21 protein-coding genes are annotated in these 22076 nt (G+C 55.9%); 2 read left to right on the top strand and 19 right to left on the bottom strand.

The genetic code is table 11. From position 1 onward, the window contains the following. Positions 1–7: 7 nt before the first annotated feature. From GZH47_RS29705 to GZH47_RS29680, 6 genes are all read right to left on the bottom strand, one after another. Positions 8–973: an AAA family ATPase gene (locus tag GZH47_RS29705; RefSeq protein ID WP_162644711.1), complete on the bottom strand. Its 966-nt coding sequence runs from the start codon at positions 971–973 to the stop codon at positions 8–10. An 84-nt stretch (positions 974–1057) separates the two neighbouring features. Further along, positions 1058–2350: a serine--tRNA ligase gene (gene serS / locus GZH47_RS29700; RefSeq protein WP_162644710.1), complete on the bottom strand. Its 1293-nt coding sequence runs from the start codon at positions 2348–2350 to the stop codon at positions 1058–1060. A gap of 303 nt (positions 2351–2653) precedes the next feature. Further along, positions 2654–2926: a hypothetical protein gene (locus GZH47_RS29695; RefSeq protein ID WP_162644709.1), complete on the bottom strand. Its 273-nt coding sequence runs from the start codon at positions 2924–2926 to the stop codon at positions 2654–2656. A gap of 265 nt (positions 2927–3191) precedes the next feature. After that, positions 3192–4991 carry an ABC transporter ATP-binding protein gene (locus GZH47_RS29690; RefSeq protein WP_225446602.1) on the bottom strand — a complete coding sequence of 600 codons (1800 nt, stop codon included), beginning with the start codon at positions 4989–4991 and terminating at the stop codon, positions 3192–3194. Positions 4992–5077: 86 nt separating this feature from the next. Then, entirely contained in the window at positions 5078–6826 is a 1749-nt protein-coding gene (locus tag GZH47_RS29685; RefSeq protein WP_162644707.1) for an ABC transporter ATP-binding protein, read from the bottom strand. A gap of 352 nt (positions 6827–7178) precedes the next feature. Beyond that, the gene (locus tag GZH47_RS29680) at positions 7179–7712 is read right to left on the bottom strand and encodes an ADP-heptose synthase (RefSeq protein WP_162644706.1); all 534 of its coding nucleotides are present in this window, start codon (positions 7710–7712) and stop codon (positions 7179–7181) included. A 334-nt stretch (positions 7713–8046) separates the two neighbouring features. Between GZH47_RS29680 and GZH47_RS29675 the strand changes: the two genes are divergently transcribed. Next, positions 8047–9042, top strand: coding sequence for a YpdA family putative bacillithiol disulfide reductase (locus tag GZH47_RS29675; RefSeq protein WP_162645516.1), 996 nt, complete (start codon positions 8047–8049; stop codon positions 9040–9042). Between the two features lie 71 nt (positions 9043–9113). Here GZH47_RS29675 and GZH47_RS29670 read toward each other — a convergent pair whose 3' ends face one another. The 12 genes from GZH47_RS29670 to GZH47_RS29615 all read right to left on the bottom strand — a co-directional run bounded on the left by GZH47_RS29670 (position 9114) and on the right by GZH47_RS29615 (position 21333). Further along, positions 9114–9650: a hypothetical protein gene (locus tag GZH47_RS29670; protein ID WP_162644705.1), complete on the bottom strand. Its 537-nt coding sequence runs from the start codon at positions 9648–9650 to the stop codon at positions 9114–9116. Between the two features lie 30 nt (positions 9651–9680). Then, positions 9681–9968, bottom strand: a complete 288-nt coding sequence (locus GZH47_RS29665; protein WP_162644704.1) for a hypothetical protein — start codon at positions 9966–9968, stop codon at positions 9681–9683. Between the two features lie 130 nt (positions 9969–10098). Then, positions 10099–12405, bottom strand: a complete 2307-nt coding sequence (locus GZH47_RS29660; RefSeq protein WP_162644703.1) for a thiamine pyrophosphate-dependent enzyme — start codon at positions 12403–12405, stop codon at positions 10099–10101. A 191-nt stretch (positions 12406–12596) separates the two neighbouring features. Then, positions 12597–13607, bottom strand: a complete 1011-nt coding sequence (locus GZH47_RS29655; RefSeq protein WP_162644702.1) for a 2-oxoacid:acceptor oxidoreductase family protein — start codon at positions 13605–13607, stop codon at positions 12597–12599. A gap of 223 nt (positions 13608–13830) precedes the next feature. Then, positions 13831–14751, bottom strand: coding sequence for a polysaccharide deacetylase family protein (locus GZH47_RS29650; RefSeq protein WP_162644701.1), 921 nt, complete (start codon positions 14749–14751; stop codon positions 13831–13833). Between the two features lie 146 nt (positions 14752–14897). Continuing rightward, positions 14898–15932, bottom strand: a complete 1035-nt coding sequence (locus GZH47_RS29645; RefSeq protein ID WP_162644700.1) for a phosphotransferase — start codon at positions 15930–15932, stop codon at positions 14898–14900. A 9-nt stretch (positions 15933–15941) separates the two neighbouring features. After that, positions 15942–16613, bottom strand: coding sequence for an MOSC domain-containing protein (locus GZH47_RS29640; protein ID WP_162644699.1), 672 nt, complete (start codon positions 16611–16613; stop codon positions 15942–15944). A 329-nt stretch (positions 16614–16942) separates the two neighbouring features. Continuing rightward, positions 16943–18649 carry an amino acid permease gene (locus GZH47_RS29635; protein WP_162644698.1) on the bottom strand — a complete coding sequence of 569 codons (1707 nt, stop codon included), beginning with the start codon at positions 18647–18649 and terminating at the stop codon, positions 16943–16945. Between the two features lie 144 nt (positions 18650–18793). Beyond that, positions 18794–19372 (bottom strand): response regulator, encoded by a 579-nt coding sequence (locus GZH47_RS29630; RefSeq protein ID WP_162644697.1) that lies wholly within the window; start codon positions 19370–19372, stop codon positions 18794–18796. A 20-nt stretch (positions 19373–19392) separates the two neighbouring features. After that, positions 19393–20010, bottom strand: a complete 618-nt coding sequence (locus GZH47_RS29625; protein ID WP_162644696.1) for a DUF3298 and DUF4163 domain-containing protein — start codon at positions 20008–20010, stop codon at positions 19393–19395. 88 nt (positions 20011–20098) lie between these two features. Next, a complete protein-coding gene (locus GZH47_RS29620) occupies positions 20099–20611 on the bottom strand; it encodes a GNAT family N-acetyltransferase (protein ID WP_162644695.1) in 513 nt (170 codons plus the stop codon). Beyond that, the gene (locus GZH47_RS29615) at positions 20608–21333 is read right to left on the bottom strand and encodes a phosphonate ABC transporter ATP-binding protein (RefSeq protein WP_162644694.1); all 726 of its coding nucleotides are present in this window, start codon (positions 21331–21333) and stop codon (positions 20608–20610) included. The genes GZH47_RS29620 and GZH47_RS29615 overlap by 4 nt, the downstream gene beginning before the upstream one ends. Before the next feature lie 172 nt (positions 21334–21505). Between GZH47_RS29615 and GZH47_RS29610 the strand changes: the two genes are divergently transcribed. Beyond that, on the top strand, positions 21506–21727 hold the full coding sequence (locus GZH47_RS29610; protein WP_162644693.1) for a hypothetical protein: 222 nt from the start codon (positions 21506–21508) through the stop codon (positions 21725–21727). Positions 21728–21843: 116 nt separating this feature from the next. Here GZH47_RS29610 and GZH47_RS34460 read toward each other — a convergent pair whose 3' ends face one another. Then, on the bottom strand, positions 21844–21978 hold the full coding sequence (locus tag GZH47_RS34460; RefSeq protein ID WP_263866883.1) for a hypothetical protein: 135 nt from the start codon (positions 21976–21978) through the stop codon (positions 21844–21846). Between the last annotated feature and the right edge of the window lie 98 nt (positions 21979–22076).

The following is a 22076-nucleotide window of genomic DNA, read 5'->3' as shown; positions in this document are numbered from 1 at the left end:
AGGCCGTTTAAGCCCGGCTGATAAGCGGCTCGTCTGCTGGCACGGAAATCGAGGACAAGATGCTGTGTATCACGTTCTCCGCCGCTTCGGGACGCATCCGCTGCACGCTTCGCAGCGAAATCCGGTGCGCCAGAACCGGTACCGCCATCGCTTTGACGTCGTCGGGCAGAACGTGGTCTCTGCCTTGAATCGCCGCCCTGGCTTGACAAGCGCGCAGCAAAGCCTGACTGCTTCGCGGACTCGCGCCCAACACCGCGTCGGGATGCTTGCGCGTCGCTTCCACGATCGCGAGCATGTAACCGAGCAGCTCCTCGGTCACCTGCACGCTCGTGTATTGCTGCTTCGCTTCCTCGATTTGCGATGTCGTCACGACCGGAACCAGCTGCTCCAGCGGACTGTCCGCCATGAAACGCTTCATGATCGCGATGCCTTCCGAGGTCGTCGGATATCCCATTTTCAACTTGAACAGGAACCGGTCTAGCTGCGCTTCCGGCAAGGAGAACGTCCCCTGCTGCTCCACCGGGTTCTGCGTCGCTATGACGAGAAACGGCCGACCCAGCTCATGCGTCGTGCCGTCGATGCTCACTTGGCGTTCTTCCATGCATTCCAGCAAACTGGACTGCGTGCGCGGCGTAGCGCGGTTGATTTCATCGGCGAGCACGATATTGGCGAATAACGGACCCGGCCTGAATTCGAATTCGCCCAGCTTCTGATTATAGAAATGAATGCCCGTCAAATCCGACGGAAGCAGGTCCGGCGTGAATTGAATTCGTTTGAATTCCCCGCTGATCGATTTCGCTACCGCCTTGGCAAGCAGCGTCTTCCCCGTGCCGGGCACGTCTTCCAGCAGGACATGGCCAGAGGCCAAAATCGCAATAATCAATTGATCCACAATTTCTTCTTTGCCGACGATGACTTTGCTTACGTTCGCGCGGATGGCGTTCGCCGTCTGCGCAATATTTCCCACATTCATCTTACAGAGCTCCTCTCATTTTCCAGCGAAATGTAAGTGCTTTCTCTTGTAGTATACCTGCAATCGCCCGGAGGAGCTATCCCTTTACTTCGTTTGATTATCCGGACCCAGCATGTCGATGCCTCGCATGTACGGCCGGAGCGCCGGCGGAATGTATATCGAGCCGTCTTGCCTTTGGTGGTTCTCGAGCAGCGGGATGAGAATGCGCGGAGTTGCGACCATCGTATTGTTCAGCGTATACGCGTGCCGAAGCCGGCCGTCCTCGTCCCGGTAACGAATATTCGATCGTCTAGCCTGAAAATCGAGCAGCAGCGACGCCGAATGCGTCTCGCCATAGCTCTCTCGGCTCGGCATCCATGTCTCGATGTCGTATTGCTTGTAATTCTTCTGCGACAGATCGCCGCTGCAGACAGCTACGACGCGGTAGGGAAGCTCGAGCAGCCGCAGCAGCTCCTCGCTGTTGGCCGTCATTCGCTCCAGGTGGTCCAGCGCTTCCGGGAGATCGGCCTTGCAGATGACGACCTGCTCCACCTTGGCGAATTGATGGACGCGGTAAAGCCCCTGCACGTCTCTGCCCGCCGATCCGACCTCGCTGCGGAAGCAGGCGCTTACCGCCCCAAGCCGCTTCGGCGCGCTCAAATCGACGATTTCGCCGCCGTAGTACGATACGAGCGGCACCTCCGACGTTCCGGCCAGCCATTTATCCTCACCTTGGATGCCATAGCTCTGATCGCGATTCCCCGGAAAATACCCCGTCGAAATCATCGTTCCTTCCTTGACCATGACCGGTACGTCCAGCAGCTCGTAGCCTTTGTTCAACAGCAGGTCGAGCGCCAGCTGCTGCACGGCGCGGTGAAGCTGCAAACCGCCGTTCTTCAGCACGTACTGCCTAGTGCCGCCAATTTTGACGCCTCTCGGAATATCGACGATGCCGAGCGACTCCCCAAGCTGCACATGGCTGCGCGGTTCGAATGCGAATTCCGGCGGCCGGCCTTCGCGGCGCACCTCCACATTGTCGCGATCGCTCGCGCCTTGAGGCGTATCGGGGGAAATAAGATTCGGCACCTGCAGCATCAGCACGTTGAATATCTGTTCGACTTCCCGGAACTGTTCCTCCGCCTGCTTAAGCATCGCCAGCTGCGCTGCCGCTTGCCGCTTCTCCTGCTCCGCTTCTTCCTGTTTGCCTTCCCGCATCAGCCCCTCGACCGCTTTCGAGCTGCGGTTGCGGCTTGCGCGCAGCTCTTCCGTCTCACGCTTCAACGCTCTTCTCCGGTCGTCCACCGACAACAGCTCGGCGATCGACAGCGCAATCCCCTTCCGATCTGCCGCCTCCTGTATGTCCGCTGCCCGTTCCCGTACTAAACCGATTTCCAACATGTTCAACACTCCTCGATTGTCATTTATTAGGTAACAAAAAAACGCGCTCCCGTCCCATCATAATGGGACGAAGAACGCGTTCGCGGTGCCACCCAAATTAGTCAATCGCAATTGACTCTCTCGGTTCCGCGGGTAACGGCACGGTGCCGGACTGCTTGGAGAACGCGGCATTCGTCATGCCTGGCTCTGTACGCAGCGCCTCCGAGTTGGATACTCATCATCGGCCTGTTTGCATATTGGAGTAAGTATAGCAGAGCTTCATCAGCGGCGCAAGCGGCATCGCCCCGGACGTTGAAGAATGAATTAGAGAACGGAAGAAATCAGTTCATTGTCCAATACTTCGCGCTCGAATGCTTCTAAGTACTTCGACATGCAGTTGCAATAGTAGTCTCTTCTGCAGATCGGGCAAGGCACGGTCAGAAGACGGTTTACGCCGATCAGCTTCCACTCTGGATTCTTCGTGAAAATAAGGCGAATTTGCGTATTATCAGACATCGTAACGACGAAATGATATAGACCTGCTGCCGGATTCACATCAGCCGCTGCAAAATCTTTAAATTTCATATTGAATTTCATAATCAATCTCCTGTTTTGTAGATTTGAAAATTCCTTGTAAGCTTATTAAATTTGCGACTGAATGTCAATTTATTTATACAGTTTACCCCGAACGGCCGCCTCTCAACCCTTGCGAAGCAACGGCTGCCGATTCCTTCCGCGGCGCTGCCGAGTTTCCCCCTGTAAATCGGATAGAAACTTGTAAGCGCATTACTATGACTTCCAATAGGATGACAAAGGGCAGCCCCCTTCCTATTAGAAGAGAACTGCCCTTGCAAGCGGCCTCTTAAGCGCCAGTTTGCATCGCAAGCGATTGCTGCATCTCGAATTGCGTCATGTAAAGCTTCTTATATAAGCCGCCCTGCTGCATCAGCTCGTCATGCGAGCCTTGCTCGGATATTTGCCCGTCCTTCACGACGAGAATGATATCCGCATCGCGAATGGTCGACAGCCGGTGCGCGATGATGAACGCGGTCCGACCCTCAAGCACCGTCTGCAGCGCCGCTTGGATATGCTGCTCCGTTTCCGTATCGACGCTGGACGTCGCCTCGTCGAGGATCAGAATCCGCGGATCGGACAGGAGTACGCGGCCGAATGCCAGCAATTGACGCTGGCCGACGGACAGCTTGGATCCGCGCTCTTCGACCTGCGTCATGTAGCCCTCCGCGAACTGCGACGCGAATTTATCGATGCGGACGCTCTCCGCGGCTCGGCGAAGCGCTTCGTCCGACGCATCTTCGTTTCCGTAGCGCAGATTGTCTTCGATCGTGCCGGAGAAGATAAACGAATCCTGGAGCACGATACCCATCTGCCTCCGAAGCGATTCTAGCGTGACCGACTTTACTTCCTCGCCGTCGATCAAGATGCGGCCTCCGGTCGTATCGTAGAAGCGCATCAGCAGATTGACGATCGTGCTCTTGCCCGCCCCTGTCGGGCCGACCAGCGCGACGCGCTGTCCCGGCTTGATGTGCACGTTCACGTTGCGCAGCACATCGGGTTTATCCTCTGCGTAGCGGAAGGATACATTGTCGAAGATGACTTCGCCTTTGATCTGTTTCATAACCAGCGCGCCTTCGCGGTCCTTCACTTCCGGCTCGGTATCCAGGATCTCGAAGATCCGTTCCGCCGAGGCCATGGCCGACAGCACTTGGCTGTACACCTTGGACAACGCGCTGAGCGGGCCCCAGAACCGCCATAGATAATTGATGAACGCCATGATGAAGCCGAGCGTCAGATCGCCGTCCATGACGGCATTCGCTCCGAACCACAGCACGATGCAAGTACCGATCATGCCGATCATCTCGACGGAAGGCCATACCATCGATTCCAGCGTGATGGCGCGCATGAACGCATTCTTGTTGCGCGTGTTCAACTGCTCGAACCGGCGGTTGTTCTCCTTCTGGCGGGAGAACGCTTGAATGACGCGAATGCCTTGAATCGTTTCGTTCAGGTTGCCGTTGATAGCGGACATCGTTTTGCGCGAATGCGACCAGGATCCTTCGATCTTCGGCTGCATCAAGCCCACGATGAGATAGAGCAAAGGCAATGTAATGAAAGATAGCAGCGCCAGCTTCCAGTCCATCCAGAGCAGAATCACAATAATACCGATCAGATGGGTGAATTCCATGACCATCGTGATGAGGCCGCCGTTAATCAGCTCGCCGATGGCATTCGTGTCGTTCGTGATCCGGGACATGATTTTCCCTGCCGGCCGGCCGTCGAAGAATCGGAATGATAATGATTGCAGGTGATTGAACAGCTGTTGACGCAAATCGAACAGAATGCGCTGTCCCGTAAAATTGATCATCTTCGTATGCAGATAGCCCAGCAGCCAGCCGATTGCCTTGGATCCGAGCAGCACTGCGCCGAGGATGTTGATGACCATGAAGTCTTTATCCATAATGCCGTCGTCGATGATGTATCTGACGAGCAGCGGCTCCGCTAAGCTTAACGCCATGTTAATCAATACGATGACGATCACGAAGCCGATTACTTTCCGATAGGGAAGCACATAGCGGAACAGCCGTTTAAGATACGTACGATTAAACGGCTTTTCTTCGATCTCTTCGCCGGAATCCCACTCCACTTGACTCAAGTCCAGCCCCCTCCTTTAACCCGTTCATCTCGTTTATGTTTTTGTTCTCTATGTTTATAATTAGTGCCATTAACCGATTACCGCGAAGCCGCGGCTTCTTGCATTTGAAACAGATTGCGGAAGAATCCATCCTGCGCGAACAGCTCCCGATGCGTGCCTTGCTGCACGATTCGGCCCCGATCCAGCACGATAATGCGATCCGCCCGTTTCACGGATGACAACCGCTGGGCGATAATGAACGTCGTGCGGCCCTTCATTACTTCCAGCAAAGCCTCGTGAATCGCGGACTCCGTTGCCGTGTCCACGCTCGCCGTCGCCTCGTCGAGGACGAGAATCGGCGGATCCATGAGAATCGCGCGCGCCAATGCGACGCGCTGCCGTTGACCGCCGGATAGTCCGACGCCGCGTTCGCCGATGATGGTGTCGTACCCGAACGGCATGCCTTCGATAAACGAATGGATTTGCGCTTTGCTTGCCGCCCACTCGATTTGCTCCTGCGTCGCTTCCGGTACGCCGTAGGCGATATTCTCGCGGATCGTTGCCGAGAACAGGAATGTTTCCTGCGGAACGATGCCGATCTTCCGGCGCAGTCCGTCCAGCTCGTAATCCTTGACGTCGGTGCCGTCGATCCGCAATGTCCCGCGGGTGACATCGTAGAACCGCGACATCAGCGCGATGAGACTGCTTTTGCCCGAACCCGTCGCTCCAAGCACCGCGATTACCTCGCCTTGTTTCACGTTCAGCGAAATGCCTTCGAGCACGCCTTCTTCGTTCGCCGGATCTTGATCCGCGAAATGGAACGCGACGTCGTCGAAGATCACGTTGCCTTCGATTCGTTTGACGTCTACGCTGCCTGCATCGTCTTGGGCGATATCGACGGGCGTATCCAAGACTTCGAATACCCGCGGCGCCGCTTTCATCGCCTGCTGCATGATGTTGATCTGCCAGCCGAGCATGTTGAGCGGCCAAATGATGCCCCACGTGTACCATTGGAACGCCATGAACGTTCCGAAGGACATCTTGTCGTTCGCCACGTACAGCGCGCCGAACCATACCATCGTCACGAACACGATGCCGCCGTAGAAGTTCATCAGCGGAAACGCGGCCGCTTCCAGCTTCGCGCGCTCCATGTTGGTCGTGAAGTTATCGTCGTTGCGATCCTCGAATTTGCGCTGTTCGACTTTCTCCCGCGCGAACGCCTTGACGACCCGAATGCCGGAAATGTTCTCCTGCAGCGTCGTCGTTAATTTTCCCATCTGCTCCCGAACCTGACCCCATGCAGGACCGACTTTCTTGTTGAACCGATACAGCGCGTACATCAGCAGCGGAATGGTCGCCATGCTGAGCAGCGTCACCTGCCATTGCATGAACAGCATGAACCCGATCGTGCCCACGAAGGTCAGGACGCCGGTAAACATCGCCATCGCGCCGAACCCGATGAAGTTCTTGACCGATTCAATATCGCCCGTCATTCTCGACATCAGTTGTCCGGTCTGCGCTTTGTCGTAGTAGCTGAAGGACAGCCGCTGCAAATGCGTATACATTTCCTCCCGGAGCTTGAAGACGACGTTCTGTCCGACCAATTCCTGCGAACGTCCTTGCACGAACATCGCCAAACTTTTGGCTACCTGGATGCCTGCCAGCGCCAAGGTGAAACCGAGAACCAATTTTACGTTTTTGTCTGTAATCCCCTTATCGAACACTTGTTTCAACAGCCACGGAGCTGCCAGGTCGACGATCGTCCCGAACACCAGCAGCAGCGCCGAGATGACGACCCATTTCATGCTCGGACGTAAATACTTCAGCAAGCGCAACAACATGTTCATAGCTTGCATGCCTCCTTTATCAACAAACGGCTCCAACGATAGACAACAAAAAAGGAGACCTCGAGCCGCACGGCTCAAAGTCTCCTCACACGCCTGAAACAGGGCAGCTGGTTACAGCTGTCTCATGCGTTTAAGAAGTCGGGCCGATGGACTGCATTCATCTTGAAATCGCGCACGTCATTCACGAAGAAAATCATATCCATCGCCCTCCTTTTCATTGTTATTGTTCGTTTGGAACATCCAAATCTTATCATCACTTCCAGTCAAGCGCAAGAGGCTCAACTGAAAAAAAATGTTTATTTCTGAAGGCTCGTTCGCAGTCATTTCTGCGAATACCTCGCCCATTCGACGCTTACAGATCGCGCATCGATTCGAAATCGGATGCCGTTATGCCCTGTTCGACCGCGAATTCGTAATCCTCGATATCGTAGACTTGGACCGGAACCTCGGCTTCCAGCAGTTTATCCTGAAACTCGAATTGGTCCGACAGCAGCGGCACGCTCAGCTTCATCGACGTCAGCAGCAGCTCCGTTTCGATCGGATCGAAATATTCTCCGTACTGGGCGTTATCGACCGCATGCACGACCGTGAACTGCACCATCTCGCTCAGCAGCAGCGGCGAGCTTTCGCGCCAAGGCATCTGCAGCGAGCGCTCGATTTTCTTGCGGTTGAACGGATCTTCGAAGAAAGCGATCAGTTCCTGGATCTTGCTTTTGACATGCTTATCGTCTTCCGGATCGTCCATTACGGGCTCCGGACCGTCCTTCATATCGTAAAGTTCCATGATCGTGGAATATGGCAAGACAAAATCGACCGGCCGGCTTGGCACGAGCAATTGACCATAAGTAGCAACCATCACGGCTTCAATAACGAATCGCCGTCGCATTCTATCTCCCCTTTCAAGCAGTGTTAGCTTATTATACAACATATTGTTCGCGCCACACAGAGCCAAATGCTTGATTCCGCACGGGATGCCTCGATTGAAACTCTTATCCGTGCAGCTTCAGCTCCACTAGAAGGATTGCGGTTATACATGCAGCGCGCTTGCACCCAGACATGCAGTGTTCCCTAGAACCCTGCATGCAGCGCGCTTGCACCCAGACATGCAGTGTTCCCTAGAACCCTGCATGCAGCGCGCCCTACCGCCGAGGATATGTTAAACTAATATGTATTATTGTTTCCTGAATTAAATGAGTATTGGAGTTGATATGAAGATGCAAATGTCAGACGAACAAGTCATTATTATCGGAGCCGGTCCATGCGGGCTTGCCGCGGCGATCGAATTACAGGCCGTCGGGCTTAACCCGCTTATCATCGAGAAACAGAACGTCGTTCATTCCATCTCGCAATATCCGACGTACATGAATTTCTTCAGCACGCCGCTGAATCTGGAAATCGCCGATATTCCGTTCACGACGGCAAACGAGAAGCCGTCGCGGCTGGAAGCGCTGAATTATTACCGCAATGTCGCGCTCCGGCGCAATGTCCGGATCAACGCGTATGAGACCGTTAAGGCCGTGGAGCCGCAAGGGGACGGCAGTTTCCTGCTGCATAGTTCCAACCGGAACGGTGAAACCAGACAGTACCGCGCCGATGCCGTCATCGTGGCGACAGGCTATTTTGACCACCCCAACCTGCTTGGCATCCCCGGCGAAGACATGGACAAAGTGACCCATTTCTTCCGCGAGGCGCACCCGTACACGGGCATGAAAGTCGCGATCATCGGCGGCAGCAACTCCGCGATCGACGCGGCATTGGAGCTGGAGCGCGTCGGTGCCAGCGTCACCGTCGTCTACCGCGGCGAGAACTATTCATCGAGCATTAAGCCGTGGGTTCGCCCGGGCTTCGAAGGGCTCGTCGGCAAAGGACGGATCGACATGCGTTTCGCATCGCGGATCGTCGCGATCGGCCCCGGCAGCGTTACGATCGAGCATGCGGGCGAACGCGAAGAGCTCGCGAACGATTTCGTCCTTGCGCTCACCGGCTTCCGCCCCGATCGCGCGTTCTTGAACTCGTTCGGCGTCACGATGGAGGACGAAGGATACCCGACCTTCGACGACGAGACGATGGAGAGCAACGTGCCGGGCGTTTATCTGGCTGGCGTCGTCGCTTCGCGTCACCAAGCGAACGAAATCTTCATCGAATCCGGCCGGTTCCATGGGCGTAAGATAGCCGCGCACTTGCTGGAAACCGGCAGGATCCGTAAGGCTCGCTAACAGAAAGGCTTTGATTCCCGCTCCTGCGACACATGGAGGGAATCAAAGCCTTTTTGCTTGCGATCGACGACTCAAAGGCTGACGATCGGCTGAATGCCATCCGAATCCGCGCCGGAAAACGTCATCAACGTCGCGATCTTCTGCAGCCGAACGTACTCGCTATTGGTGAGATCTGTCCGGAAATAGGCGAACATGTAAGCCGCCTCGATAAAAGTCAGATTCGGATAAACGGCGATGTTCTGGTTCGAAAACGGATTATCCAGCAGCACCTGCCACTCGCCTTCCCGCTCCGATTCGGGAATGTCCCGGAACACTTGCGCTTTCGTGCGGATGATGCCTTCATATTCGCGCCAAACATACGTCCACGAAGGACTGATCCGCCCGGGCTCCGGAACGGCCTTCATCGCGCGCTTCAGCAGCTCCGACGCCGCCCCGCTCTCCGCTTCCAAGTAGGACCGGAGATAGAGCCGAAACTCGTCCAGAAATCTGCGCATCGGCGTAAATCCAGCCGACCGCAGCGCTTCTCCGAAATGATCCGCGTCGCTGTCGCTTCCTGGCTTCAAATCTCTCAGCTGTGCGAAATAATCGTCAACGCTCGTATTGTTCATCCCTGCTCTGCCCTCCCGCTCATGACCGGTTTAGCTTTTGACGACGGAGATCGTGCCGTCCGGCTCCAGCAGCAGCGTCCGCCTGCTGTCATTGTTCAATTTGACGTTGAACAGCTTCAGCCGCTCTTCCTTAACCTCCAGGACATCCCATGCGGTATCGTCCTCGTAGCCGGCTGCCGCCAGCGCCGAAGCGGCCGAGCGCTCCGCCGTTTCATTATCGTCCCACCAAAGCGCGCCATAATATGCAAAATCATACACATTCTTAAGCATCCCGCAGGCGATTTCCCCGGATGCGCGGTGACGCAATACGTTCGGCATCTGCGCTGCTCCCTTCTGCCGGGATCCAATTCCCGTACGCGGCGAAAATCAAACAAGGCCCGGCACTTGCGACGCCGCGCCTTGTCTGAGCAACTAAACAACTTCAATTTCTCTTCACATGCTTCACGCTCTATAAATACGCGTTCTCGTGCTTTGCTTTCAACCGCTGCCAGCGGCGATCGACTTCGTCTTCGAAACTTTTGAGCGCGTCGGCATACTCCGGACGGGTCATATGCTTCGTTTTGCCCATGTTCTTGAGCCAGTCGGCCAGCGGAATCCGTTTGCCCTTGTCTTCCGGATTGAAGGTGATGGACGTAATGCCCTCCTCCACCTCGTAAAGCGGGAAGAAGCAGCTGTTCACGGCTTCGTCGATCAGCGTTTGGCCGATCTTCTCCTCGGACAGCCAGTTCAGCGGACAAGTAATGAGAATTTTGCCGTACACTAGACCGACGTTTTGCGCGTAATACTGTGCCTTTGCCGCTTTGCGCAGCAAATCCTGCGGAAGCGATTCCGAGCCGGTGAATACGTAAGGAATGTTCGTGGCCGCCATGATTTGCGCCGTATCCTTGTGGTGGAACAGCTTGCCGCCTTGATGCTTCCCAACGTTCGATGTCGAAGTGCGATGGCCGAGCGGCGTCGAGTACGAGAGCTGCGCGCCTGTATTCATATAGCCTTCGTTATCGTATTCCAGAATGATCATCTTATGGTTGCGAAGCGCGCTGCCGATTGCCGGCCCCATGCCGATATCCATGCCGCCGTCGCCCGTGATCATGACGAACGTGAAATCATCCTTCAAGCCGTACTGGTCCAGCTCGCCGCGGCGCTTGCGCTCCCAGAACATTTCGACGACGCCGGACAGCGTGGCCGCGCCGTTCTGGAACAGATTGTGAATGTACGTCGCTTTATGCGAGGAATACGGGAAGCCCGTCGTGACGACCATCGCGCAGCCTGTCTGGTACAGCGCCACGATATCGCCTTCGATGCCTTTGAAGAACAGCTCCAGCCCGGAGAAAATGCCGCAGCCCGGACAAGCGCCATGCCCCGGAGCGAGCCGCTTCGGCTTCTTCGTCAGCTGTCGGACCGGAGGTACCTTCACCTTCAGCTTGCCTGTCGCTTCGTCACGGTCAACCGTGATCAGTCCTGTCTTGAGATCCTCGTATTTCAACGGCTCCAGCACGCGCTTCGGCGCTTTGGAAGGATCGCCCGGCGTGTGGCCCCAATAATCGAACGGCACATCGACTTTGCCCGAATTCGCGGCTTCGATAGCCAGCTCGAACAGATGATGTCCGTCCTCGGCATAGAAGTCCTTGCCGCCAAGGCCGTAGATCCGGCTGATGACGAGCGTATCCTTGGCCCCGTGCGTGAAGAGCGCCGCTTTGATCTCGTTCGTCATGTTGCCGCCATGGGCGCCGTATGAGTCGGCGCGGTCGCCGATCGTCACGGCCTTTACTCCGCGCAGCGCTTCGGCGATTTGCTTCGCCGGGAACGGACGGATCATGTTCGGCGCGATGGAACCGGCCTTGATGCCTTTGGCGCGCAGCTGGTCGACGACGTCCTTAATAATCTCGGATGCCGAGTTCATCAAGAATACCGCCACTTCCGCGTCGTCCATGCGGTACTGATCCAGAATCGGATAATCTCGGCCCGTCAGCGCTTCGTACTCCTGACGGATCCGATCGAACACTTCGGCCGCATTGTACATCGCCATGGACTGCTGATAACAGTTGTTGATATAGTCCGGTTCGTTCATATACGGTCCGACCGTGATGGGATTGTTGCGATCAAGCACATGCAGGAACCCTTCCGGCGAATGCTCGCCGACGAAGGCATGTACGTCCGCGCGATGCGCGAATGTCTGTACGCGGCGCTTCTGGTGGGAGGTGAAATAGCCGTCGGAAGCGACAAGCACCGGCAGCCGGACCTGCGGATCCTCCGCGAGCTTCAGCGCCATGATGTTCATGTCGTACACGGCCTGCGGGTCGCGGCACATGAGGATCGGCCAGCCCGTGTTGAGGGCGAAATACAGATCGGAATGGTCGCCGTGAATGTCGAGCGGTCCGGAAACGGAACGGCAGACGAGGTTCATGACCATCGGAAAGCGAGTTCCCGACTGGACCGGCATCTGCTCCAGCATATAGAGATAGCCGTTGGAGCTCGTCGCGTTGAAAACGCGCCCGCCTGCGGCCGATGCGCCGTAGCAAATGCCCGCGGAGCCGTGTTCGCCATCGGCCGGAATGAGCTTGATGTCGTGCTGGCCGTTCGCTTTCATGAGATCGAGGAACTGCGCGACCTCCGTCGACGGCGATATCGGGAAATAACCCATGACGTGATAATTGATTTGATGCGCGGCATACGCAGCCATCTCGTTGCCTGACTCGTAGACCATCCGCTGCTCGACCGTACCCGTGCTCACTTCTTTGTTGATTTCAATGGCCATGTGGAAGCTCCTCTCTTTCGTTGTGACGAAGCGAAATGGCCCGTGCCGCACACATAGCGGCGGCCGATCCCGCTTCGAATCACTTGACGACGTTAATTCGCTGATGCCCAAGGTGAAACGGTTAGCGCCGGATTTGGCGGCGCAGCGCGTTTCATTCCGGAGGAATAAGCTGCTTTAGAATATGGAATATTCTAGTTGCTAACACTCCAAACAAATTTGTGCGGTACCCGGTGATCATCGCCGTACCCGTCCGTTTCGCGTTCCGAATTGAGCGCCTCGGTCGGACAAGCGACGACGCATTTCAAACAGCCTTTGCAATATTGATAATCGATGCCCTGCAGAAACATCTGCGGCCGGCCCTTCTTGTCCGGCTGTTCTTCCCAGACGAAGCAGAAATCCGGGCAGGCCGTGTCGCAGGCCGCGCAGTGAATGCATTTCTCTTCGTCGAAATGCGGCATCATGCCTTGCCTCGAGATGCTCAAGTCCTTCAGCACGCTGTTGCCCGGATTGACGATCATCCCGCCGATCGGCTGCGTCGCGTAACCGAGACTCGGCACGTCCCAGCGCGTCGGCTGCGGCATGGCGTTTCCTTCGGGAAGCGCGAACGTTTGGAACTGCACTTCATCGTAGCCGCGCTGGAACGTCCGCAAAGCCGGGTCGACCGCCTGCGGATATTTCTTCTCCAGCGATTTGCGTATAATACCTTTCATATGCTCAAAATCCAGGAAGTTGCAAAGCCGGAACAAGCCTCCGAGCATCGCCATGTTGACGCGGTTGTTTTCTTCGAGCGAAATCCCTGTTGCATCGACGACGGCGAGCGTTCCCGCGGACAGCTTGATCTTGTCTTTCAGCTGTTCCGGCGTTTTGGAGGAGTTGACCAAGACGACGCTGTCTTCATAGATACCGCTGATGACGTTAATCGTTTTGGACAGGTTTTCGTGGAACACGCCTACGATGTGAGGACGTTCAACCGGCGTCGTATCGCGGATATTCGTCTCCAAATCGCAGAAACGGATATGCGCCTTGACCGGCGATCCTTTTTTCTCCGAACCGTAAGAAGAGAAGCTCACGCCATTGAAACCGCTTCCAACAACGCCGGCTTCGGCAAGCATTTTCCCCGCCAGATTCGCGCCGAGTCCGCCGATCGATTCCAGTCGAATTTCAAAGAATCCAAGATCATTCTGCTTTGGAAGTATTGCCACTTGCTCCACTCCCTTCCCGAATTAACTGAATACTTTTTATTTTCACAACAGTCAGTATATCACTAGAACGAGACGGCGAATAGCGTTTATTTCCATAACAGGGCACCGTAAACGGTAATACAGCGTTTTGTCCTTCTGTCTGTGATAGTACAGCTCGTCCGTTTATCGAGAACAAGGCTGGGACAGAATTTCTTCCGCCTCGCCTCTATTCCCCACCGTTACGTCAAGGTGTACCTTTCCTGCGTTGAACCTGTCTCAGCGAACGCCAGCCGATCTGGATAATCCCTTCCTTGCGGAGCGCGTCCTGAACGTCCGAATCGCGAAAAACATCCAGTTCCATCCCTCTTCGCAGCGGTTCGCCGTGGAAGGCGATCAGTTCGTCGGTCACGAGGGACGGATGAATGATGATTTCCGTCACGCCCGGCTTCAACCGCTGAAGAAGGCCGATCATCTGCGCCTTGAACTGCGCATACGTCTCGGGCCGCGGCGTGCGGAACGGCAGGCCGACCAAATAATCCAGGACCAGTACGCCTTTCCGCGCGGCCGCCTCCGCTTGCTTCATCGCCTGTCCGGCTAGCTCGGGCGGCGCCGGCATCCCGCTTTCGAGCAGCAAATAACGCGGCAGTCTGAAGGGCAGCCCATACTTGGCGCACACGTCGAAGACGTCGCTTAGGAAATCCCGGCCCGTCTGCAGGCCGTACAAGCTGCCCATATGATTGTCGGCATGCGTTACGTCGATGCCCAGCGTCAGCGCCATTTCGATTTGCGCGATCATTTCCTGCTTCACTTGACTAGCGTCGGCGCGCCTTTCGAAGGATTTCGCGTCTTTATGAAAATATCCCTCGGCTGTCGTCATCGACATCGTCGCGCCGCCGCGGAATACGGGACCCCATTTCATGGCGTCCCATTCGCTCGTAAACGTCAGATGGACCCCGACGTCCAAGTGGGCGCGAGAGGCGCTCCACTGCGCCGCTTCCCGCGCCCAAGCGCAGGGCATCATGATCGTTGCGGAGGAAACCGTACGCTCCTCCAGCAGCATCTGAATGCCGAGGTTGGTCGAATGGCAAACTCCGAAATCGTCTGCGTTAATGATCAAGAGGCGGTCCGTCGGATCGTAACCAAGCTGCTCGGCCGTGCTTTTCATCTCTGCTTTCCCTCCTGCTGCGCCTGCGGCTGCGGACGCGGGCGCGGTAGCATCGTGACAGCTCCCCTCCTAGCATTTATATGACAAAAGCCCGGCGGATCATTCTTTATTCGCAAGAATGAATCACCGGGCTCGGCCCGCAGCGCCTAGACTGTCGACTGCTGTACCGCCGCCGCCGCTTGAAACGCCGTATGTAATTGTGCGCGATTGCGCTCGACCCAATCGCAAACGAACGAGATGCGTTCGATCTGACGGATCCATACTTCTTCCCCATCCAAACCTTCGGCCAGCCGTCCCGCGAAATGAAGCCATACATCGATCATGCGAAGCTGGATTAAATCGGGCAATGCTGCGATTTCTTCGTTTTCCAGCCGGAATTGCGATCCAAAACCTTTGCACAGCAGCGAGATTCGCTCCAGCGACAAGGCATCGTCCTCGCAAGGGAATTCCGCGCAGACAACCGCCAATTCCATCGCTCGCGCATCCACCGTACAGAATTCAAAATCCAGCAAGCCCACGATCGACTTCCCTGCGGCCAGCGCGTTCGCGAACACGATGTCGCCGTGAATCCATTGCCTTGGCAGTTCCTTGAATCGTGCGATTAATGCGGTTAATCGATTTCTTGCGGCCAGCAGCGACTCGACCTTCTCCTCTTGCTCCGAGGTCAATGGCAGCTTGGAACTTAAGCATCGAATCGCTTCCACATGCATCGCCGCATGCGTCTCCTCGAACTCGTAATACGGTTGATATACCGGCTTGAACGCCGATAAAGCATGCAGCTCCCCGAGTTTACGCGTTAATTCGCCCGCGGCACGCCCCAATCCTTCGATGTGGGAAGCAACTGCGATCGCCGGCCGGACGCCTTCGATATAGCTGAATACTGCAGCGAGCTTGCCTTCTGGCGTTCGCGTTACGGTTGCCTCATCGAAATTCGCGGCGGGAGCCGGAACGCGAAAGGACAACCCGGCCTTGTTTAGCTCGGACAATACGGCATGCTCCAGGCTTACAATGGCTTCGTCACGGTGATTCTCATACACGCGGAGCACGTAGCGTTCATCTCCGGCGTAGATCATCCGGGTCGTGTTGTTCATGCCGCTGTCTTCCCGTTCGATCCGAACCGGTTCCGGGAATGCATAGCGATTGACGATGACAGCATATTTCCCGTCAGTTTGATTCATCATGTTCCGTGGCTATCCTCCCGATGCAGCTTCTTCATCCAGTTTCGCTAATCGCTTGGTCAGTGATTGACGCCAGCTCTCGGCAAGTTCAGCAACGGAGAGCAAGCTCGCAATGCCCTCGCGGTCGTATTTGTCCTTATGCATAACGCGATTGGCCTCCGCGACCGTAATGGCTGCCGCATGGCGTTTCCGCAACGTGAGCGTATCCCCTCGGGATACGAGTCCTTCCTCTAGAACGCGAAAATAAAACCCCGTAAACCCGTTTTCCTCGACGTCAAGCTGCAGCCTCGGCAAGCCATGCTTCATGCCCAGCTTAAAGCACGGCTGCCGCGGCTGACTGACCTGGACGAGCGCTTGTCCGACGGCAACGATGTCTCCGATGCACAGCGTATGCTCCGTCAGCGAAGAAACCGTGAAATTCTCGCCGAAGTCGCCCGCATGAACTTCTCGCCCCCATCTCTGCGCCCAATATGGGAAATGGACGGCGCTGTAGACACATACCGCCTTGTCGCTCCCGCCATGGTGGACGAGATCGCCCTGCGCATCGCCCGATATGCCGCCTGCGCTTACCAGCAGCGCGTTATCGTGCGGCTTCTTGTTAATGCCCGTCACGACCTCCTTCTTCCCGAAAGGCACGTTTTCCAGCTGTGATACGTTCAGTGATTGTAACGTTCCGAGTTCCATTTCCCAAACCTCCATACGTCTCGCACGCGCAACCCGGTCCGGAATTCCAGCGGGAAGGAGCGAAACAGCATCGTAAATAGCAAGCGTGTGCTTCGATCATTACCAAAATTATACGTGCATTGCCCTCCTGATGCCAATCACCAGCGGTATTTCCCGTACAAAAAACTGCCACTAGCTGTAAATAGTTACAATGCGTGTCGAAAGTCCGCTAAACATGTTGCTTTCTGCGTATACCCGGGAAATGATTTCGGAAATCTCGTAATTTATTTCCCTGGTTTCCTTCCGGCTATTTCCCGAGCTCGCAGCGTTCGGCAATCCCTTGACGAACTTTATTGCGGGAATTTTCTTTCAATTCTGATACATTCGTCCATCGTCCGTTTTCCGAAGCGTATCGAACCGACGATTTTGACCGGCGTCTTCCGGCGAAGCCTTCGCAGCATCCGCTCCATGCAGGCGGTGCCGGCAATCAGGCAGACCGATGCGATGATCAGTGCGGCCGGTTTCAACAAGCAAACGGCAAGCACGGCACTTCCCGTCAACCAGCAGACGGTAATGCCATCCACGGTCAAGCTATATTTCCCGAGGTTCCACGGACCGTGCAGCTTGGAACGTTTGCGGTTTGCCGGACGGAGGGGATGGTTGTCTTTCCGCTCCTTCAGCGTCAGCAGCACCCTGCCGCCAATGGGAATGGCATAGGCGGCATGCAGCGCGGCAATGCTCAGCAGAATGAGCTGCGGGAGCAGCGATTGAACCATGGCGGACGAATATATGGCGGACGAGAGCAGCGCGATCGCCCCCGCTCCGGCAGCGATCGTCAGCAATGCCTGCATGGGCGAGCGGTATAGGACGGAGACGGCGGACAACTTGCTTGCGAAAGGAATCACTTCATCGCGCGCCATCGCGAAGAGCGTCCGCGCGCCCGCACCCATCGTCAATGTGCCGTTCGCCCACACCAATACGGCGACGAGCACGAAGAACAGCGATGCGCCGGCATCCCCCCATCGCTCCCACACATCGGTCAGCCAATCCCCGAGCGCCGGCATCGCGGTCAAGCCGAAATCCCCGATACGCGCATGCATGACGATGAAGGCGAACAAAATGAATCCGAAAAAAGCAAGTCCGGCGGCGGACAAGTAAATCGACCAAGGCAGCGTGATGCGGGGATCGCTCGTTTCTTCTCCGGCTTGAGCGCCGTCGCCGATGCCGAGGAACAGCCGCTGCAGGAGCAGGAAGCCCAGGAGCATGGACGTCCCTCCGGCTGCAGGTTCAACCGGAATCCAGGACGACGACGTATACGCCATAATCTGAAATGGGTACGCGCCGGGCCATGCTATTGACGCCAAGATAGCGAAGATGCCAACGATGAGCGCAAATTGAAAAGCAGCCGTCCACGTCAAGAGTCTGCTGAGCAGCCGGAATGCCCTGACGTTAGCCGCCGCCTGCGAAACGAACAGCATAAGCAGGATAATGTAGAACAAGCTTGCGCCGCCAGTATAGCCCACATGACGCTCGATAGATCGGCTCATCCAGTCCGCAAGGTATATATTCGTCGTTGCCAGCATGACTGACGATCCTGCAGCGTGCAGCCACCCGGACCATAAGCCGGCCCGGCGCCCTCCCGATGCGACAGCCCAATGGTAGCAGCCTCCCGCTGTCGGAATCGCCGAAGCGAATGCCGCGACGGAGCATGCCGTCAACAAGCCGAACAGGCCGAGGACCGGCCAGCCGATTCCGATGACCGCGGGGCCGCCGAAGGCGATTGCCGGACCGAGGAGAAATACGGCTCCCCCGATCAGCGGCAAAGACGAGGCCGTTAAGCCGATCGCGGACCCTATGCCCTTATGCCTTGTGAGCTGCTGAGCGAAGCCGAAGCCGTTCAAATCATGCTTATCGCGCATGTAGCGTATGTACTCGCTATGCCGGTGCAGCGGCTGATGCAGCGAAAGCTGCGTCCCGCGCTCGGCTGCCCCGGCCAGCAAGAGGGAAAGCGCACAAACCGCGGCGAAAACCGCGCAACCGATCCACAACATTATCATGCCAGCACCTCCCTATCTGACTTTATGAGGAAGTCGTTCCTATCAGCACAAGCATGTTGATTTAGCCGCGCTTCGCATTTCCATATCAAAAAAACCGCTGGCAGCGGTTCTGCCAGCGGTTGCCGTGATTCAAGATCGCTGAACTCAGGAAACGACTCCATCCCTGTATTTCACCGAATTCCAGCAATCCTTAACATGCATTATCACCAGATCGAGATCGAACGGCTTCGTAAAGCACGTATGCACCCCGTAGCGTTTGGCTTCGTTCAGCAGCTCGGGATCGCCGTAGCCTGTGATGAAGGCCGCTTCCACGGTTTCGTTCAGCAGCCTGATCTGCTTGATTGCCTCGATTCCGTTCATATCGGGCATGTTCAAGTCCAGCAGCACGAAATCGACGCGATGGTTGCGGACAGCTTCGACGGCGGCCACGCCGCTCCCGGCTTCGTAGACCGTAATCCCGTCCTGTTGGAACAGCTCCTTCAGCAACATGCGGATCAAGGGCTGATCGTCTGCGACGAGAACCGCGTATTCTCCTTCGCGAGCCGGCAGCTCCGGTTCCGGCTCGATCGGAATGACATCCTGCCGCGGTCGGTCAGGCAGGGAAGTCTCCGTCACGGCGGGGACATGCTCGGTGATAACCGGTCTATTATTCTCTCGCTGCCGGCGTTTCAAGCGCAAGAATAGCCCGCCGCAAGCAAGCAGCAGAATGAGAACATAAATCATAATAAGCTCCTTCGAATCGATTAATCGTTCACGTCCATGCGGCCAAGGGGCCCGTTCGGATTCACGATGTCGCTCAGTTCGTATACGGAAATCGGAAAATACGGAAATCCGTAAGCGTAGGGCGTGATTTCATAAAGCGCGAAATAGATGACCAATGAGCGGTCCGCGATGTAAAAGGGTTGATCCGGCCGAATCGACTTGAACGGTTCGAAGGTTTCGATTTGCCGTGCCGCGATTTGCGCGCGCACCAGATCCGACAGCCGCTTCACATAATCGCTGCCTGGCTTGAACAGGTCGGCTAGCGCGTACGATTTCCCCGTCCCCGTATCGAAGGTCAGCGATTCCTGCAGCGTCAGGCCATGCGCCCCTCCGGTATAGGCATAATTGAACACGGAAAGGCTGAGCACGTTTTTCTCGTTCGTCTTCACTTCGAAATAGCCGATCATCTCCGCCCGCGGATCGGAGAGCGAGCCTTGGTCGTGAACGAGCTCGCGTTCGGTCTGACGGATTTTATTGTTGATGGCGTTGCGCGACGCCGCGCTCTGAAGTCCGCTGACGACAGGAACGTACAGCTCGGCTTTGGGAAACGCCACCCGCGAGGATTGAACGACGGCCGGACTTTGGAAATGGAATGCCATGTCGGAACACCTGCCTATTTTAGGTTGATGCTCCATTCTATGCCGCAGATAGGCTTCCATTGCCTTCGGGATTTATTTGAAGCCGCTATCAGGCCAGCAGCAGCTTCATTTCATGCCAATGCATGCCGCCATGCTCGGATGCGGAACGGCCTTCATAGCGGAAACCAAGCCGTTCATAGAACGCGATCAGATGCTCCTCGCACATCAGGACAATCGATTCAAGCCCATCGGCCGCCGCTTGGCGAATCAAGGCTTTCATCAACACCATCCCCAGGCCGTGCCTTCGGCATGACTCGGCAACCGCAACGGACAGCACGCACAGATGCCTGCCGCCGTTGTCGGCGCCATGGGCGCCCTTGACGGCATCCGATTCGCAGCTGCTGTCGGCGGTCCGCACGCCGCAGGCGAGACCGACGAGAACTCCCTCCTGCCACGCGGACCAGAAATAGCCCGGGAAATGTTTCTGCCGGAACGTAAAAGCTTCCCTTGTCGCGGCTGCTTCGACCGGATAGCAGGCGAGCTCCAGCTCATGCGCCGCTTGAAGCTCTTCTTCTCGCATCAGACGCAGCTCGAACGGGTAAACGGATTCATTTTCGGTCACAGCAGGTTCTTCTCCCGTTCCGTCATTCTCCGTCCCTTGATGTCCAGCACGATCCGGCCGTCGTTCAACCCGATGATCCGGTCGGCGAATCGTTCCGCCCAGTCGCCCTGGTGCATGACGGCAACGACGGATACGCCTTGGATTCGGCACATGCGCTTCAAATCCGAGAGAACCTGCTCGGCTTGATGCGGGTCGAGGCCCGATACGGGCTCGTCCGCCAGCAGCGTCTTCGCGCCGTGCGCAAGCGCCCGTGCCATTCCGATCCGCTGCTTCTCGCCGCCGCTCAGCTTATCGCCTTTCTGATGGGCTTTGTCGATCAGTCCCATTTTCTCGATCATATCCATGGCGCCCATGTAATCATCGTTTCTCATCATGCCTGTCATCCTGCGCCAGAAAGGCGTCTGACCGACCGCCCCGATGATGACGTTCTTCAGCGCGGTTTTGTTCGCGTAAAGCGTCGGCTTCTCTTCCAAGTAAGCGATCTCGCGGCGGACTTTCAGACGGCCTTGTATGCCTTTGCTGAAAATATCGATGCCGTCCACGAAATATGTGCCGCCGCTCCATTTCTCCTTCAGCGCCAGACATTTGAGCAGCATGGATTTCCCGCTTCCGCTCGCGCCTTTCACGGCGATGAACTCGCCGGGCTCTATGTTAAAGCTCACGCCGGAGAGCACTTGCGGCCCGCCCGGTATTTGTTTCGATAATTGCGATATTCTGATCATGACTGGGCTCCTTATCCGCTTGAAGTTGCAGCTGAAACAAAGCGGTGATGAAATATCTATCAACCTAGTGTAAGGGATAAAAATAATAGTTTCCATACGAACAAATGTTTGCTATAATAAAAACAAGAACAAATGTTCTAATCTCTCATTGACCGTAAGGAGGCTGACCATCATGACTAACTGCGAAAGCTACCGATTTATTGAGACGCACCGGCCGTTTCGGGATTTAACGTTCAAGTTTTATTCCAACGGATCGCTGACCATTATCGACAACAGTGAGGATACGATTATCAGCCCCCGCGAATTGAAGGGCGCAAGCTACGATTTCTACGTCAGGCGGAGACTCGCTTTCATTAAACAAGACCTTACTGCCAAAATGAATAAATATGCTTAATAGAAGAACAGCCCTTTTCCCACGGTGTCTCTAAAGGCCGCGGTCAATCTGTCCACTTCTGGATTCTCGCCGACCTTTAGAGATCCACTCCACGCTGCGCCGCTACTCGGGTTTGGCTACGGCAATTGTTTGTTAATGCCGTTTAAGCTTGCCGGCCTGTTTGCTGCTTTTTCAGGTTTGAGCCCTACGTAATATTCCTTCAATCCGGAGTCGTCATTGCGATTCCGCTTGCTATTCTTGTTCAGCACCATGCACTGTTCACCTCCGGCTACAGTATTTGTAAATCCTCCCAACCGTATACGATTTGACGGCGAATCCCAAGATGCGGTAGATTGAATCTACAGCGAAA

It is taken from the genome of Paenibacillus rhizovicinus (genome assembly GCF_010365285.1).
GTDB classification, from domain to species: Bacteria; Bacillota; Bacilli; order Paenibacillales; family Paenibacillaceae; genus Paenibacillus_Z; species Paenibacillus_Z rhizovicinus.
This window is presented reverse-complemented; position numbering and strand designations above follow the sequence as displayed.